General features: G+C 44.1%; 15 protein-coding genes. 2 read left to right on the forward strand and 13 right to left on the reverse strand.

What is annotated here, in order from left to right; genetic code table 11:
* The first annotated feature begins 95 nt into the window (after positions 1–95).
* Complete coding sequence (locus tag IGJ12_RS11125; RefSeq protein ID WP_008378851.1) at positions 96–1043, forward strand: AraC family transcriptional regulator; 948 nt, start codon at positions 96–98, stop codon at positions 1041–1043.
* A gap of 82 nt (positions 1044–1125) precedes the next feature.
* Here the strand turns inward: IGJ12_RS11125 and IGJ12_RS11130 are convergent, their stop codons facing one another.
* From IGJ12_RS11130 to IGJ12_RS11155, 6 genes are all read right to left on the reverse strand, one after another.
* The gene (locus IGJ12_RS11130; protein WP_016621528.1) at positions 1126–2553 is read right to left on the reverse strand and encodes a 6-phospho-beta-glucosidase; all 1428 of its coding nucleotides are present in this window, start codon (positions 2551–2553) and stop codon (positions 1126–1128) included.
* 16 nt (positions 2554–2569) lie between these two features.
* On the reverse strand, positions 2570–4441 hold the full coding sequence (locus IGJ12_RS11135) for a beta-glucoside-specific PTS transporter subunit IIABC (RefSeq protein ID WP_218193194.1): 1872 nt from the start codon (positions 4439–4441) through the stop codon (positions 2570–2572).
* 116 nt (positions 4442–4557) lie between these two features.
* Entirely contained in the window at positions 4558–5394 is an 837-nt protein-coding gene (gene licT / locus IGJ12_RS11140; protein WP_005234912.1) for a BglG family transcription antiterminator LicT, read from the reverse strand.
* 228 nt (positions 5395–5622) lie between these two features.
* A complete protein-coding gene (locus tag IGJ12_RS11145; protein ID WP_430619035.1) occupies positions 5623–6669 on the reverse strand; it encodes a hypothetical protein in 1047 nt (348 codons plus the stop codon).
* 350 nt (positions 6670–7019) lie between these two features.
* Complete coding sequence (locus IGJ12_RS11150) at positions 7020–8129, reverse strand: NADH-dependent flavin oxidoreductase (protein ID WP_086316369.1); 1110 nt, start codon at positions 8127–8129, stop codon at positions 7020–7022.
* A gap of 171 nt (positions 8130–8300) precedes the next feature.
* A complete protein-coding gene (locus tag IGJ12_RS11155; protein ID WP_016613534.1) occupies positions 8301–8672 on the reverse strand; it encodes a MarR family winged helix-turn-helix transcriptional regulator in 372 nt (123 codons plus the stop codon).
* Between the two features lie 321 nt (positions 8673–8993).
* Between IGJ12_RS11155 and IGJ12_RS11160 the strand changes: the two genes are divergently transcribed.
* Entirely contained in the window at positions 8994–9653 is a 660-nt protein-coding gene (locus IGJ12_RS11160; RefSeq protein ID WP_430619036.1) for a hypothetical protein, read from the forward strand.
* A gap of 43 nt (positions 9654–9696) precedes the next feature.
* Here IGJ12_RS11160 and IGJ12_RS11165 read toward each other — a convergent pair whose 3' ends face one another.
* From IGJ12_RS11165 to IGJ12_RS11195, 7 genes are all read right to left on the reverse strand, one after another.
* The gene (locus IGJ12_RS11165) at positions 9697–11073 is read right to left on the reverse strand and encodes a TrkH family potassium uptake protein (RefSeq protein WP_086296973.1); all 1377 of its coding nucleotides are present in this window, start codon (positions 11071–11073) and stop codon (positions 9697–9699) included.
* A 77-nt stretch (positions 11074–11150) separates the two neighbouring features.
* Positions 11151–11780, reverse strand: coding sequence for a V-type ATP synthase subunit D (locus IGJ12_RS11170; protein WP_005234899.1), 630 nt, complete (start codon positions 11778–11780; stop codon positions 11151–11153).
* The gene (locus IGJ12_RS11175) at positions 11761–13158 is read right to left on the reverse strand and encodes a V-type ATP synthase subunit B (RefSeq protein ID WP_005234898.1); all 1398 of its coding nucleotides are present in this window, start codon (positions 13156–13158) and stop codon (positions 11761–11763) included. Before IGJ12_RS11175 ends, IGJ12_RS11170 begins: the two co-directional genes overlap by 20 nt.
* On the reverse strand, positions 13142–14929 hold the full coding sequence (locus IGJ12_RS11180; RefSeq protein ID WP_218193195.1) for a V-type ATP synthase subunit A: 1788 nt from the start codon (positions 14927–14929) through the stop codon (positions 13142–13144). The genes IGJ12_RS11175 and IGJ12_RS11180 overlap by 17 nt, the downstream gene beginning before the upstream one ends.
* A gap of 15 nt (positions 14930–14944) precedes the next feature.
* Entirely contained in the window at positions 14945–15253 is a 309-nt protein-coding gene (locus tag IGJ12_RS11185) for a V-type ATP synthase subunit F (protein ID WP_005225570.1), read from the reverse strand.
* Entirely contained in the window at positions 15243–16229 is a 987-nt protein-coding gene (locus IGJ12_RS11190; protein ID WP_218193196.1) for a V0D/AC39 family V-type ATPase subunit, read from the reverse strand. Before IGJ12_RS11190 ends, IGJ12_RS11185 begins: the two co-directional genes overlap by 11 nt.
* A 3-nt stretch (positions 16230–16232) precedes the next feature.
* Positions 16233–16817 (reverse strand): hypothetical protein, encoded by a 585-nt coding sequence (locus IGJ12_RS11195; protein ID WP_430619037.1) that lies wholly within the window; start codon positions 16815–16817, stop codon positions 16233–16235.
* Between the last annotated feature and the right edge of the window lies 1 nt (position 16818).

Genomic DNA, 16818 nt, shown 5'->3' on the forward strand with positions numbered 1-16818 from the left:
TCGATCACAAATTGATTATATTGATATTTCGGCCCTTCTGTAATCGTTATCTTAACCGAAATACCTTGTAATATTGATGAAAATGGAGGAGACAGATGGTAACCCAACCCTATATTTTTACGCCAAACCCTAGTGAATATGATATTGATACTTCTTTAAAAGAGATCACAGAACATGGTGATAGCTTGTTTCCAGTCAGTGTTTATTTGACAAATCATCCTGCTGATCAAGCAAATATGATCCACACCCATTGGCATCGCGAGCTTGAGATCCTATATATTTTTCGAGGAAAGATGGAAATAAAGGTCGAAGGTGTTTCTTATATCGCTAAAGAAGGCGAGCTTGTATTTATCCCTGCCAATCAGCTACATGAGGCATTAAATTATCAACAAACAGCTTGTACCTTCTTTGCTATCGTCTTTGACGCGACCTTTATTGAGAGCCGCGTCTCTGATTTGATCCAGCAGTCCTATCTGGACCCGTTGCTCCATTCCGCGGATCAGCAAGCGATTCACATCACAAGTGATTTCGTTTCTCATATGAACATTCAACAGGCATTGACTCATATTATAGATTTATTTGCATTAAAGGAACCATTGTATGAGCTGGCGATCAAAGCGGAACTCTTTTTATTTATTAAATATCTTTGTCAAAATACCCAATACATTAATCGCAATAAGAAACCTATCGACAGTAAAAACAAACTCAATACGTACAAATGCAAGAAAATCCTACTTTTTATTGAAGAAAATTATCAACGCCCAGTGACACTTGAGGAAGTCAGTCAGTATATTGGCTATAGCAAAGAGCATTTCTGCCGTTTTTTCAAAAGAAATTTCCAGATGAGCTTTTTTACTTATCTAAATAAGTTTCGCATCAAAAAAGCGGAGTATCTCTTACTCCATACGGATTTAAAAATCATCGAAATCGCATTGGAAACTGGGTTTGATGATCCGAATTACTTTACGACACTTTTCAAAAGGGAGACTGCTTTGACCCCTTCCAACTATCGCAAACGACCGAGCAATACCACGAGTTTATAACTCTGAAAATCAATAAAACAAGGGTATTCCGCTAGTTGAAAAAGCGGAACACCCTTGTTTTATTTTTTATAAATTAACTGGCTTAAGCCAAATCTTCCCCATTTGTGGCAATCACTTTTTTGTACCAATAAAAAGATTGCTTCTTGCTGCGGACTAATGTACCATTGCCTTCATTGTCGCGATCGACATAGATATAGCCATAGCGTTTCTTCATTTCTCCGGTTCCTGCAGAGACCAAATCGATACAGCCCCATGAAGTATAGCCCAACAGTTCCACACCGTCTTGGTCAATCGCTTCTTTCATCGCAGCGATATGCGCACGTAGATAGTCGATGCGATACACATCATTGATTTTTCCATCTTCGTTTGGCGTATCCACCGCTCCTAGACCGTTTTCGACGATGAAAAGCGGCTTTTGGTAACGATCATAGAGATCATTCATCGTGATTCGCAAACCAAGCGGATCAATCTGCCAGCCCCATTCTGACGCTTCTAAATACGGGTTTTTAATGGTCGGGAACAAGTTGCCTTCCGTTTTCTCAACACCGGAATCTTCTGAAGCAGCAACCCGAGAGGCATAGTATGAAAAGGAAATAAAATCGACGGTATGGGCTTTTAATAAAGCCGCATCTTCGGCGGTTCGTTCCAAAGTGATTCCTTTATCAGCTAGCATCTTCAAACCATAATTTGGATATTCTCCTCGCGATTGCACATCGATAAAGAAATAGTTGCCGCGATCGCTTTTTTTGCTTTCCCAGACATCTTTCGGATTGCAGCTGTAAGGATAATAACTAGCCGCAGCCAGCATACAGCCAACTTTGTTTTCTGGATCGATCTCGTGGGCGATTTTTGTTGCCAACGCACTTGCGACTAACTCATGATGAGCAGCTTGGTATTTGACTTGTTCTTCATTTTCGCCTTCAGCAAAGGTCAGCCCTGCACCGAGAAACGGGGCATGCAAGATCATATTGATTTCGTTAAAGGTCAGCCAGTACTTCACCAATCCTTTGTATCGAGTAAAGATTGCCTGACAAAGATTTTCATAAAAGCTGATCATCTTGCGGTTGCGCCAGCCGCCATATTCTTTGATCAAATGGATCGGACAGTCAAAATGAGTGATCGTCACCAAGGGTTCGATTTGGTATTTCCGGCACTCTAAAAATAGTTCTTCATAAAAGCGCAAGCCTTCTTCATTAGGGGTTTCTTCGTCCCCCTTCGGAAAAATTCTTGACCAAGCAATCGATAAACGATAGGTTTTAAAGCCCATCTCCGCAAACAAGGCGATATCTTCTTTGAAATGATGGTACATATCGATCGCTTCTTTGGCTGGATAGAAATACCCTTCTTCAAAGGCAAGCATCTCACGCTTGCCGGTAATAACTGCTCGGCGGTCCTTGCCAGTCGGAATTACATCGACATTGGCAAGCCCACGCCCGCCTTGATCAAACCCGCCTTCACATTGATTGGCGGCTGTTGCACCGCCCCATAAAAAGTTTTTTGGAAATCCCATGTCTTATTCTCCTTTTTTAGCCGATCACTTTGATGATTTGATCGCCAAACGTAATCGGGCCACTGTTAGCCGTCAAAATGTCCCCCACTTCAGTACTGTTGGTGATAACGATCGGCGTGATTACTGGATAGCCTTTTTCTTTGATAAATTCAATATCAAACGTAATCAATGGATCCCCGACTGATACTTTTTGCCCTTTTTCTGCTTGATAGGCATAGCCTTCGCCATTCAATTGCACCGTATCGATCCCCACGTGGATCAACAGCTCAATGCCTTCCTCACTAGTCAAGCCAATGGCATGTTTTGAATCAAAGACTGCTGTGACAGTCCCGTTTACTGGAGCTAGCACTTCTCCGACGGTTGGCTCAATCGCTACCCCTTGGCCAAGAATCTCTTCCGAAAACATGCCATCATTGACTGCTTGCAAGCTTTTTAGTTCCCCTTTTAAAGGTGCTTTGATCTCTGCGCCGCTGATTTGATGTGCGGGTTCTTGCTCTTTATCTGCCGGTGTTGCTTCAGGTGCTTCTTCTGTGACAGGGTCTTTGTATAAGAATAATGTCGCAATAAATGTGATCACGATACTGATTGCCGCACCGATACAAGCATTGGTCAAATGACGTAAGGTGTCATCGCCGATATAGCTTGGCAAAGTCAACAGGCCTGGTGATCCGCCTGAGAAATTGCGGACACGCATGATCCCCATAAATAGACCACCAAATCCGCCACCGATCATTGCTGCATACAAGGGTGTTTTAAACCGCAAATTGACCCCATACAACGCCGGTTCAGTAATGCCGAATAGCCCAGTCAGACCAGCAGAAAATGCCAGTTGTTTGATCGTAGAATCTTTTGATTTAAAACCAACGCCGATAGCTGCAGCTCCCTGACTGACGTTTGAAGCCAGCATGCCAGGGTAGATCACTGTGTCATAACCTGTGGTCATCCGGTTGTTGATACCGATAGGAACCAATCCATAGTGGGTACCAGTTGCCACGAACAATGGGGTGAAGGCACCAATCAGTAATGGAACGATCCATGGGCTAACCGTTTCTAAGGCTTGGATCCCTGTAGAGATCGCTTCACTGATCATGTAGCCTAGAGGGCCTAAAGCAACTAATGCTACTGTCCCTACGACGAAGATCGTTAGCAACGGTTTGCTGAAGAATTTGATTGCTTTTGGCGAGACTTTATCGGCGATCGGTTCAACGTAAGACATGAACCAAACACTCAAGATGATTGGGATAACCGATGATGAATAACTCACTGGTGAAATCGGCAAGCCGAATAAATGGATGCCGCCGCCTGCCTCATTGACTGCTGTCACCATCGCGATAAAGTTCGGATGGAGTAAAATCCCCCCCACCATCATAGCTAAATACATATTGGCTTTGAATTTTTGTGCAGAAGAAGCAGCCAGCAAAATCGGCAAGAAGTAGAACGCCGCATCCGCCATAAAGTTTAATATTTGGTAACTTTGACTCTCTGCCGTCAAGACATTGAAGACCACTAGCAATGAAAGAACCGCTTTTAACATCCCAGCTGCCGTGATGGCTGGTAATATTGGAGTGAAGATCCCGGTGATCGTATCGATGACTTTCGCAACACGTCCGCGATCGTCTTCTACTGTTTCTTGGTCACTAGTCAAATTGGTTTGGGCAGTGATTTCGTTGTAGACATTGCCAACATCACTACCGATGATTACTTGGTATTGCCCACCTTTATTGACCACACCCATGATCCCTGGTGTATGTTTTAAAGTACTTTCTTGGGGTTTGCTATCATCTTTCAAGTTGAAGCGCAAGCGTGTCGCACAATGGGTCAAGCTTTGGATATTTTCTTCCCCACCAACATTGGTGATGATCGTTTTTGCTAACTCTTTGTAATTCATGTCGTTCCTCCTATTTTGGTCTTTCGCTTGTTTTTTGTGTGTCAAACCATAAAAAAATACCTAAACAAACCCCTTGGGAGTTCATTTAGGTATAGCCTGCCAATCCAGTAACAATCCTAAGCACTTGTTATTCGTTTGATGTGTATAGTTAAATAGATCAATTCGTCTTCTTCTAACGGTCTACCGAATTCTTTGTTGATGTAGTCACTGATTTTCAACGCACACGCATATTCCTTCATGTAGCGGTCTTTCAACATAAAAATAAAACTGCCGGTTCCTGCATCATCGAGCTTTGTACCGCTGAATAAGCGCTGGACAAAAAATTTCAAATGGGTCACAAAGCGTTCGTAGTTCAATGAATACTCATCAAGCTCCATTGAAAAATGATATTTGACGATGTTTAGGATATGCTGAATGATCTTCGCCATTTCCGATACTTGACTGACCTGCGCCATATCCAACTCAGCATTGACGATGTGCAGAGCAATGAAGCCGGCTTCATCTTCCGGCAGCTCGATCGCCAAGCGATTTTTAATGATCGATAACGCTTCTTTGCCAATGAGGTATTCATGGTTATAAAACCGCTTGATCTCCCATAGCAAGGCATTTTTGATTTCCATGCCGTTTTGATAGCGCTCGATAGCATAATTGATATGATCGGTCAGCGTCAGAAACAATTTTTCGCTCAACTTTTTCCCAAGGGAAACTTTTGCAAAACTGATGATCTCATTCGCTGCTTGAATATGTTCGATAGGGATAGAAGAAAGTAATTGGGTTAGTTTTGTGACATTCCACTCTTGTGTACTGAGATAGACTTTTTCAATCTTGGTATCGTCGATCGCATCGCCCGGCTTTTTCTTAAAGCCTAAGCCTTTGCCCATGACGACCAATTCTTGTTTTTCCTCATTCTCAGAAATCACAATGTTGTTATTGATCACTTTTGTTACGTTCATTTTAACGACCCTATTCTTCTTTAGATTTCTTCACACAAAAAAATAGGTATAGCCCGCCTAAAGCGGTAACAATCCTCAGAGCCAGTGTAGCATGAGAAAAATCACTCGTCAATGGGGATTTTCAACCGCTTGTTTAAAAGCAGAAAACAGCGCTGCTGCCATTTGAATCTTTGGCAGAACGCTGTTCACTGGTTTATAAATCACTAGCTCTCTTGATGAGAGGTAAAATTAGATACGGTTTTCGTGGTCAGCAGTTTTAACTAAGTTTGCTCCCACCATACCACCGATTGACGTAAGAGCGAGTCCTAAGACCATTGCCACAAAGCCCCAAATAGACGCTTTGGCTGTTGCATCACTTGCTTCTTCCGCTTTTTGACGAGCGTCTTCCACTGCTTGGTCAATGTCTTGTTTGGCTTGTTCAAGATTTTGTTGTGCATTTTCGATTTGTTTTTGTGCTTCATCAGAAGCATCTTGTAAGCCGTTCACGATATTGTTCGTTGCTTCTTCCGCTTCTTGTTGGCTTAGATCTGTGTTTTGAGCCACTGCATTTGAGATTGCTTCTTTATCGACTGAATCACCGATCGTTGTAGTACGATCTTGTAATTTGCTTGCTAAATCATCAATGATTTTATCAGCATCATTTGGATTGGTTGCAATGTCTTTGCCGGCATCTTTGATGTCGTTCGTCGCATCAGACAATTGATTTTGCGTGTAGTCTGGTTGCAATTCAGGAACATCGGTATCTTGTAAAACATCATTGACATTCGCTTGTAATTCATCTGTATTGACGTCTTCCATGTTTCCTGTTATTTCATCGAAGGCTTTTGAAGCGACATCGCCAGCACCTGAGGCAACTGTTTCAACGCCACTGCCAACAGCAGAAGCAACGTTTCCTAAAAGTGAACCGACTACAGAAAATGCACCGATCGTTAAGTAAGAGAGCATAACCATCATCACGATCATACTAGTTGCCCATGTTAAGAAACCATGAACCAATCCAACACGTCGAGCCGCCACACCTGAAACAAAACCAGCACCGAATAATGCCAAGACAAAGGTAATGACTGTCCAAATCAATAATCCTGTACCCACACCATCTAATGGATTATTTGATGTTGGTTCCACCAAACCAAAACCGATTGCTGAGCCGATCATTGACAGTGTCATGAACAATGCGATAAATGTTACGACCCCTGCAAAGATAGAACCCCAAGACAAATTATAGCCTGCCTCCCGCTCATCTGAACCTAAATAATTTCTGAATCCTTTTTTCATCATTACATCCCCTTTTTGTTTTTTTAACCTGTATTCAGTCTAACAACTGATTGTTTTTTTATCAATCAACTCGACTTGCGCTATCTTTTTGTAAGAAAAATGAATGATTCTGAATTGTTTGACTATTTATTAAAATAAAACAAAAATTCATTCGTGTATTTTAACTAAAAAAATCTTTCCGCGCTCTTTCTTCCGATTACAGGCTTGTTTCTCAAATTCTTCTCTTGATTCGCTATTTTGAAGCTAACAAGGTTTCATTAGAGAAAAAAACAGCTTTTCTCAACGTGACCCAAATGAGTGGCAATCGCGAAAAACCACCTTTGCCCAAGGCAAAGGTGGTTGTCTGCTTATTATTCTTCATTTAGTCGATCTGGCATCATGTTTTCCATAAAACCCCAAACGCCATTTTGTAATACGAGTTCCTCACGTTCGTAAGTAGAAACCGTGGTGCGGATCAACTCATCTTGACCGTCTAAGACTTTTTGTCCCCAATGAGGATCGATCAATAATGCCCGCCCCACTGCAACAAAATCTGCATGTTCTAGCAAGCCCGCGGCATCTTTCGACGTTCGGACATCCCCTACACCAATCAAAGGAACCCGCTGAGCGATTTTTTCATAGACATACATCAACATCGATTTTTCTTGATACGCTTTTGAAATCGATTTACGGGTATAATCTGCAAGAGAAATGTGCAGATAGTCTAATCCTTTTTCTGCCAGTTGGTCCACTAAGAACAACGTATCTTCAAAGCGAATCCCTGGTTCTTCGAATTCTTCCGGTGAAAACCGATAACCGACGATAAACTCCTTCACACCTGATTGGTCTACTGTTTCCAATACTTCATCGACGAGCTTCTCAATAAAACGATAACGGTTCTCTAGTGAGCCACCCCATTCATCGGATCGACGATTTGAGTGAGGAGAAAAGAATTGTTGAATCAAATACGTATTGGCTCCGTGGAGTTCTACGCCATCAAACCCCGCCTTGATCGCCCGTTCGGTAGCTTTTTTAAAGTTTTCAATAATCGCTAATATCTCATCCACCGTAACTTCTCGGGGAACTTGGGCATTTGGTCGTTCAGCTGCAACCGCGCTGGCGGATATGGGTTGTGTGCCTCGTAGAACTGAGTCATCCGTCATCCGACCGGCATGAAAAATCTGTAAAATGGCTTTGGTCCCATTTGTTTTGATGGTGCTGGCTAATTTGCTTAATCCAGGTAAAAAGGCATCGTCATAAGCGCCTAATTCCCCTTCCCAGCCCTTGCCATCTTCTTGGACATTGGCTGCCGCTGTGATGACTGCTCCGACTTCCCCAGAGCGTAAGCCATAGTAAGCCAACTCATCTTTCGTAATCACCCCATCAAAGAAGGACATCTTGGTCGTCATTGGTGCCATAATGATTCGATTTTTCAACTGTAATCCGCGCTTAAATGTTGCTTTGTCTGTTACATTTCGCATGGGTTTCCCACCTTTTCCATTGGATTCATTTCGGTTTGTAAATCTGACTGGCTTGGTTACCTAAGGAGATCCTTAAAGCAAATCGGTGCATTTTTTTCTCTTTTGCCAAAATATACATGCACATGCATCTATATTACAAAAGAATCAAGGAGAAAACAAGTGAAAACATCTTTAGTCTAGCATTTCCTCTAAGACTTTTTCAAAAACGACTTTTGAGCGCTGCAGTTTCTTTTCCCCTGATTGGGTCAAATCAATATAGATCCCCCGCTTATCCTCTTGACAAGAATGCCGTTCGATCACACCACACAGGTTGTCTTCCATGCGCATGATCATGCGTGACATCGCACTTTGACTCAAATCAAAATGGGCGATCAAATCGTTGAGGCGCATGCTATGATTGGGGGTCTTTTCTAAGTAATAAAGCACGTAATACTCATTCAAAGACAGATTGCTTTCTGCTTTGAGGGCTTGTTCCAAGCGAGCTTCGATCGCTTGATGCTGATTCGTGAAGGCTAACCATTGGCCCATCCGTTCTTTTTCCATCCTCTTCACCACCCCATTCTCTTATACCAAGGTATTTTAATCTAGATCCCTGCGTTACGCAAGCCGCCAGAAAGCTTCGCCACTATGGCTGAAACTTTATTATACAAAACTAGCCAGCTGCTGCGGACGTTAATGAATATTTTATGATAGAATTGACGAAAAATTCAGCAAAAACTTCCTATTCTTTTTCAGTGTTCTGGATTACAATATCTTTAACATTAAAGAATATTTAAACGCTATGTCAGCAAAATTGTGCTTTTTGACACAATAGTTTGCTTGTTTTAGATGCTTTAGTATTCTAAGGAAAGGATGAAGTAAACAATGAAAAAAACATTTTCTTTGATTGGCACACTGACGCTCGTCAGTTTGGGGCTTTTGACAGGCTGTAACAACGAAAAAGATACCGCGCAATCAACAAGCGAGCTAAGTCAGAGTCGTGTGTCTACTGAAAGCAAAAAAAGCACGACGGCGCAAACGACTGAAAGCAGCTCCTTAGCGTCAAGCTCCACTTCAAAAACTTCAACCACAAGCCAGCAATCGACGGATCACTCTGACGCAACGCAAACAACAGCAAGCTCAGTATCCACCAATGAGTTTCCATATGCCGTTGATCTTTCCCAATATGGCCCTTCACTGACTTTTTATTTCCATGGCGTCAATGTACCAGATGCTGTCACGATTCAAAACACGAGTCCTTTGATCATTTCGATCGGCGACAGCGCAAGCTTTGAAGCACAAGTCGATACGATCGCAACAAAGGAGATTCGCATCTTTTCAGCAAATGACAATGGGATTCGTACAGTAAAGGTGAATACCCAGTTAACCTTTTCAAAAGAGATCACACCCAATAGCAATCCTGACTTTAACCAAAACATGTATCTATTTACAAATAAAAAGGGTGGTCTATCTTTGATCACACCGAATTATGCGGGGAATGTCAGCGATGATCAACGAGATGTGATGTTAGAAGTACTTCAATAAACGAAAAACAGGGAAACGAAGCGTGCTTCGTTTCCCTGTTTCGTTACCCGATCATCACGGTTTCATCAGGATATTTGTAGCCAGCTTCTTGTTTGTTGGCTTTTTTCATCAATGAAAAAGCAACGGTCATGATGCCGACTCGACCAATGAACATCAAAAAAATGATCAGTAGTTTGCCAAAAACCGACAAGTAAGGCGTCAACCCCATGGTCAACCCCACGGTTCCAAAAGCGGAAAAAACTTCAAAGGCAATGGTTGGCAACCCAAAGTTTGGGGTTTGCGGCATACGCTCAGTGATCGACAATAAGAAAATCGCTACGAAGCATAACGTCAAGGTAAGGAAGAACAACGTAAAGGCACGCGATACAGCAGATTCTTTGATCGTGCGACCGAACACTTCCGCTCGACTGCGCCCTTTCAATAAACTGCGGATCTTGATGATCAAGACTGCAAACGTCGTTGTCTTCAATCCCCCAGCCGTTGATCCCGAGGTCCCGCCGATATACATTAAAATCATCGTCAGCATCAAGCCTGCTTGACTCATTTGTCCGTAATCAATACTGAAAAATCCCGCGGTTCTTGGGGTGACCGCTAAGAAGAGGTATTGGAAAAAACGTTCGATGACCGAGTCACCCGTGATCAACTGTGAATTGGCTTCGGTCAAAAAGAACCCTGCCGTTCCAAAAACCACCAAAACGATCATAGCGATCCATGCCAAGCGGCTATGCAGGGACCGTTTTTTGGACGCCGTATGCAGGAGATCGAACCAAACGAGAAACCCAAGACCGCCGGCAATGATCAAGAAACTGATAATCCCCAGCACAAACGGGTCATTTTGAAACCCTACCATGCTGTTTCCGAACAAATCAAACCCAGCATTACAAAAGGCCGAGATCGCATGAAAAACACTGTACCAAAGGCCTTGCTCCCAACCAAAACGGGGCACGAATGCAAAAGCCAGTAAGATAATCCCGCTGACTTGGATCAAAAAGGCGATCCGAATCAGGTACCATGCCAAATGGATCTCTCCAGACATCCGATCCAGATTCAATGATTCCCGCAAAATCATCCTGGTACTAAGATGGACTCTTTTTCTCGCCAAGATGTAAAAGAAGACGGGAATCGACATGAAGCCGATCCCACCGATCTCAATCAACATCAGCAAGATCCCTTGGCCCCAGAGATTGTAATGGTCGGCTACTGTCAAGGTCGAAAGACCCGTCACGCAAACAGCCGATGTGGCAGTAAACAGTGCATCTAAAAAGTTGGTACCTTCACCACTTTGGGTGACAGCCGGCAGCATCAGTAAGCCAGTTCCTGCCAATATCAACAAAACGAAGACCAGTGTGACGATCTGCGGAATCAAAAAGCGTTGCGATGCCAGCTTTTTTTTCAAACGATTTCTTTTTTTCATTTTCATTTCCTTTGACCTTTTGCAAAAACCAATGGCTTGGTAATCCTAGTTTATTGCAGTTGTTTTTCACTTATCATACCATTTTATTTTGATTTATTCTTCACTTTGATCATTCTTGTTACGTTTGCTCGTTCATTTTCTTCCAGCCGCATTTTGATTCCATAAATGGCTTCTTCCAGCTCGGGAATCGTCAAATATTCTAGGGCATTGACGCGTCGGCGAGTACGTTCGATTTCCCCTGCCATCAATTGACAGGTCTTTTCGATTTCCGTTAGCTCCAACAGCTTCGGCATGGCGTCGGTAAAACGGGCGACCGCATTATCTAACGGAACATTGGAATTCAAAAAGCCATACTCGATCGGCGCTTGCATCACCGTATCGTCATAATCAAAATGCATCACTGGCACTTCCACACTCATGATATTTTTCGTGGATAACTCAAGGGAGACCTCAGTTGCTGGTAAAATAAACATTTCTTCAATGTATTTTTCATTGATCGTGGCATTGGCTAAGCGAAATGCCTTCATGGCACGCTGCAATTGTTCTTCTACTTCTTTACGCAAGTGGTCATTCTTTTTGATCAATTCAATAAATTGACGCATGAGTTCGTCTTGTTTGTCTTTTAATAATTTATGTCCGCGTTTGGCTGTCGCCAATTGTTTGCTGAGGCGCGACAACTCCATGCGGGTTGGATTAACGTTTTTTTGCGCCATTGTTCTCCTCTCCCGGTAAGTATTCCGCCAGTAAGGCATCGCTGATCCGCTTCAGTTCGACTTTTGGCAGCATCGCCAACAAGTCCCACCCTAATTCCAAGGTTTCGATAATCGAACGGTTGGTGCGGTACCCTTGGTTCAAATATTCATTTTCGAAGCGTTCTGCAAATTTGGCATAGGTTTTATCTACTTCCGACAATGCCGATTCTCCTAAAACGACTGCCAATTCCTTGGCTTGCTTTCCTTGAGCATACGCAGAAAACAACTGGTTCATCGTTGCGGCATGGTCTTTACGTGTCTTGCCTTCGCCGGTCCCTTTATCTTTTAACCGTGACAATGACGGCAAGACATCGATGGGCGGCTGGATGCCGTTTTTATACAAATCACGAGACAAGATGATTTGTCCTTCGGTGATATAGCCGGTCAAATCGGGAATCGGATGGGTTTTGTCATCTTCTGGCATGGTCAAAATCGGCAGCTGGGTTACTGAGCCTTTCAAGCCGCGAATCCGTCCAGCACGTTCATATAACGTGGATAGATTGGTATATAGATACCCAGGATAGCCGCGACGTCCTGGCACTTCACGACGAGCAGAGGAGATCTCCCGCAAAGCTTCACAGTAGTTGGTCATATCCGTCATGATCACCAAGACATGCATGCCCTTTTCATAAGCCAAGTATTCGGCTGCCGTCAGTGCCATTCGGGGAGTAGCGATCCGCTCGATCGCTGGATCATTGGCTAGATTCATAAAGACGACAGAATGGTCGATGGCGCCAGTTTGACGAAAATCTTCCATGAAATATTCTGCTTCTTCAAAGGTGATCCCGATGCCAGCAAACACAACAGCGAAATCGTCTTCCGAGTTCAACACTTGTGCTTGACGCGCAATTTGCGAAGCCAATTCTTTATGAGGCAGACCAGAACCAGAAAAAATCGGCAGCTTTTGTCCCCGAACGAGCGTATTCAAGTGGTCGATCGATGAGATCCCCGTTTGAATAAACTCATCAGGATAATCCCGCGCTGCTGGATTGATCACTTCGCCGTTGATGTCCATAAATTTTTCTGGGACGATCTCTACTCCGCCATCTTTGACCCGACCTAAACCGTCAAAGACTCGCCCGATCATTTGCTCGGAAACGCCTAATTCCAAAGGATGTCCTAAGAAACGCACCGCAGATTCCCGCAAATTGATCCCGCCGGTTCCTTCAAAAATTTGGACCAACGCTTTGTCTTCTTGGATCTCCAGTACTTGTCCTTGCCGCGTTTCGCCGTTTTGCATGCGGACTTCGATCAACTCTTCGTATTTGACACCGGAGACGCGATCGACGGCCATCAATGGTCCGACGACTTCTCCAATCGTTTTATATTCCTTGATCATCGGTGCGGTCTCCTTTCTGTAAAATTTCTTTCATCGTTGCTTTGATCTCTTGATGCAAAGCAGGAATTTTTGCTAATTCCGTTTCAGGCAGGTACTTCATACGTGCCACTTTGTCTCGCAATTCTTCGGTTCCTGCATAGATTTCTGAAAGATACGCACCTAGCGTCAACGCATCTTCCGCTTCTTTGTGGAGCAGCAAGATCGTTTCCAGCATTTTGAACTGCTTTTCACGAGAGGTAAACGTATCGACGTCGTCAAAAGCGTTTTGCTGCAAGAAATCTTCTCGCAAAGACTTGGTGGTTTCCAGCAATAACTGATCTTTTTCGGATAAAGCGTCGATGCCGACAAGTCGAACGATCTCTGACAACTCAGATTCTTTTTGCAGCATCCGCATGGCTTCTGTTACTTGTTTGGACCAATCTACTTGCATTTGTTGGTCCAAAAAGGCACCCAATTCGTTTTCGTATAAAGAATAGCTCTTCAACCAATCGATCGATGGAAAATGACGCTTTTGCGCTAAGGTGGCATCTAAGCCCCAAAAGACTTTAACGACCCGCAACGTATTTTGGGTAACTGGTTCTGAAATATCACCGCCTGATGGTGAAACAGCGCTGATGGCAGTGATGCTGCCTTCTTGATCAGAACCTAAGCAAATCGCTTTTCCAGAACGCTCATAATACTCTGCCAAGCGGCTGCCTAAGTAAGCCGGATACCCTTCATCCCCGGGCATTTCTTCCAGACGACCAGACATTTCCCGCAGTGCTTCTGCCCAACGTGAGGTGGAATCCGCCATGATCGCCACGGAATACCCCATGTCTCGGAAGTATTCCGCAATCGTGATCCCAGTATAAATCGACGCTTCCCGAGCGGCTACCGGCATATTGGAGGTGTTAGCGATCAACACGGTTCTCGCCATTAAAGATTCACCACTGCGAGGGTCGATCAACTCTGGGAACTCGTTCATTACATCGGTCATTTCATTGCCGCGTTCGCCGCAGCCGACATAGACGACTAGGTCGACATCCGCCCATTTGGCGATTTGGTGCTGAACGACAGTCTTCCCTGCACCAAAAGGTCCTGGAACGGCTGATGCCCCGCCTTTAGCGATTGGAAAGAAGGTGTCGATCACTCGCTGGCCAGTAATCATTGGTTCGACTGGATTCAGTTTTTGCTTTACAGGACGACTATGACGAACGGGCCATTTTTGCAGCATCGTGAAAGACCGTTCTCCTTTGGGGGTATCTAAAACATAAATCGTTTCATCGATCGTAAATTCCCCCGCATAAACAGCCTTGACTGTTCCTGAAACGCCATGAGGAACCATGATCTTGTGATTGATCAACGGTGTTTCTTGCACGGTGCCGATGACCATCCCGGTACTGACTGTTGCGCCGACTTCCACGGTCGGTACAAAAGGCCACTTTTTCTCATGATCCAACGCAGGCAATTGCACCCCACGCGACAAGAAGTTACTTTGGGTGACAGACATGAAGGTTTCTAAGGGACGTTGGATGCCATCAAACATTTGTGACATGATCCCAGGCGCCAATTCTACGGATAGCGGTTCACCGGTGGTTTCGACTGGTTCACCAGGTCCGATCCCGGACGTTTCTTCATAGACTTGGATCGAAGCGACGTCGCCGCGCATTTCGATGATCTCACCGACCACGCCTAAATCTCCTACATAACAGATATCTTCTAAACTTGCATGGCCCATATTTTTGGCTAACACCAATGGACCGGATACTTTAATAATTGTTCCTTTTTCCACAACATCGGCTCCTCTCTATAGTATGTTTTGCCCAACTGCTTTTTCGACATTTTCTTGAATCATTCGTTTGCCGATTCCTCGGGAACCATCGTAATCAGGGATCAAGATGACTGCAGGTGTCATTTTTTGTTGGACTTTTGCTAATTCATCGGGAATCAGCTCTGCACATTTTTCAGTCAGGTAGATGATCGTACTGTTCTTCATTAATTTTGCCAGCGCCTGCTTCACTTCTTTTTCTTCCGAGGCATAGCAGACCTGAAAGCCAAATAGTTGAAAAGGAATGACGGATTCTTTCTCGCCGATCACGCCGATTTTATGAGTCATAGTGCCGCATCCTTTCTCTGATTTGTTCTTCCGTAAAGCCGCTGCGTTTGCCTACCAGCAAGATACGCAGATTTTGCAGTTCCAAAACCTTAGCATTCAAAAATGCGAGTAAAGGCAGTGGTCCTAAAGCATCCGTTTGAGCTTGACCATAGCTTTCTGTGATCAAATTGTCTTGTAAAAGTGCCAAGCCAGCAAAGTCGATCACCTGTTCATGAATCAAAGGCCGCAATACTTCCTGATAATCACTTTCTAATAAGAAGGCTAAAAAGTCGCTATAGGACGCATCCGCAAACGCTAAAAATTCTTCTTTTGGTATACTGCCGACACTCACTAGGACTGCCTCCATAAAACTGCGCGATCGTTTTTGAAGTACACAACGAGCGGCGATCGTTAGATTGGTCAGATCGATCATTTTGATGACAGCTTCTTGTAGCTCAAGGATCTTGATTTCATCTGCCAGTCGCCGTTGTTCATGTAAATACCGGCGATCGTAAATGATATCGATGCCTTGCAGCACGGCGCCGCCTTCTAAGTACTCCCGCACCTCTTGGATCGTAGTCACGATTTTCTCAGGCAATACCTCTGAGGTTCCCGTTTTGATGGCGGTCCGACACTCATCGATCGTGTAAAAACCGTCTTCGATCAGTAGATGATCATAATCTTTTCCAGTGACTGACTCTTTGGTCAAGACTTTTAGATTATGGAAAGTAAAAGGCATCATATACAGTCGGAGGATCTCTTGATCAGGAACCAGCTCGGCCAATTCTTTGATCGTCTTTAACAATTCTTCATCGAGATAGGTTTCGAATCGTTCATGAAAATCTGGCTTCAAATAGCGTTGATAATGGGTCTGCTGCAAGACAGCTTCGACTTCAGCAAACCCTTTTGCCGCAATCATTTGCTCGACTTCTTGCGACTTTAACAACGTCATCTCTTTCAGCCGAATGATTGGATTCAATTGATGATAGTTCCTCATGGATCAACCTCCTTGTTGTATGATCTGCAACCACCGTTCTCGGGTTTCTTTCTTGTATTCATCAAGCAGTACCTGATAGGTAAAATTGTATTGAATGCCGTTGTCATCTACCAAAAAGCCCGCTTCTGTCAATGGTGCGCCTGCTTTGATTTGATACGGTAGTTTTGATTGACAAGACGTAAGCCAAGCGGCATCTAGATGGGCTGCTTGCTCAGGACCAGCGTGGAAGGTCACCGTCCCACTGATCGGCAACTGCTGCAGCACATTTTCAGCAAATGACTGCAGCTCTTCTGGCGTCCAGGCAACCATTTTTTGATACGCTTGCTCAAAAAGTTGTGTCAGGTATTCGTTTTGTTTCACCATTTGCTGCTGCTTAGCGGCACTTGCTTGGCGATTCAGGGCTTGCTGATAATGTTTTTCGGCTTGCTTTTTTGCTTGCTGGGCACGAAGCTGCAAGTCCGACTCTTTTTTCGCCCAGTCACGTGCCATCGTTTCACTGATCCTAGCACGTTCAGCGGCAGCCAAAGGTTCCCGTTTTGTCTGCGCTTCTTGGTCTAGTTCAGCAATCATTTTGTCGATTGCGTCCATA

Source organism: Enterococcus sp. DIV0802b, from assembly GCF_050543535.1.
In the GTDB taxonomy this organism is placed as follows: domain Bacteria; phylum Bacillota; class Bacilli; order Lactobacillales; family Enterococcaceae; genus Enterococcus_D; species Enterococcus_D entomosocium.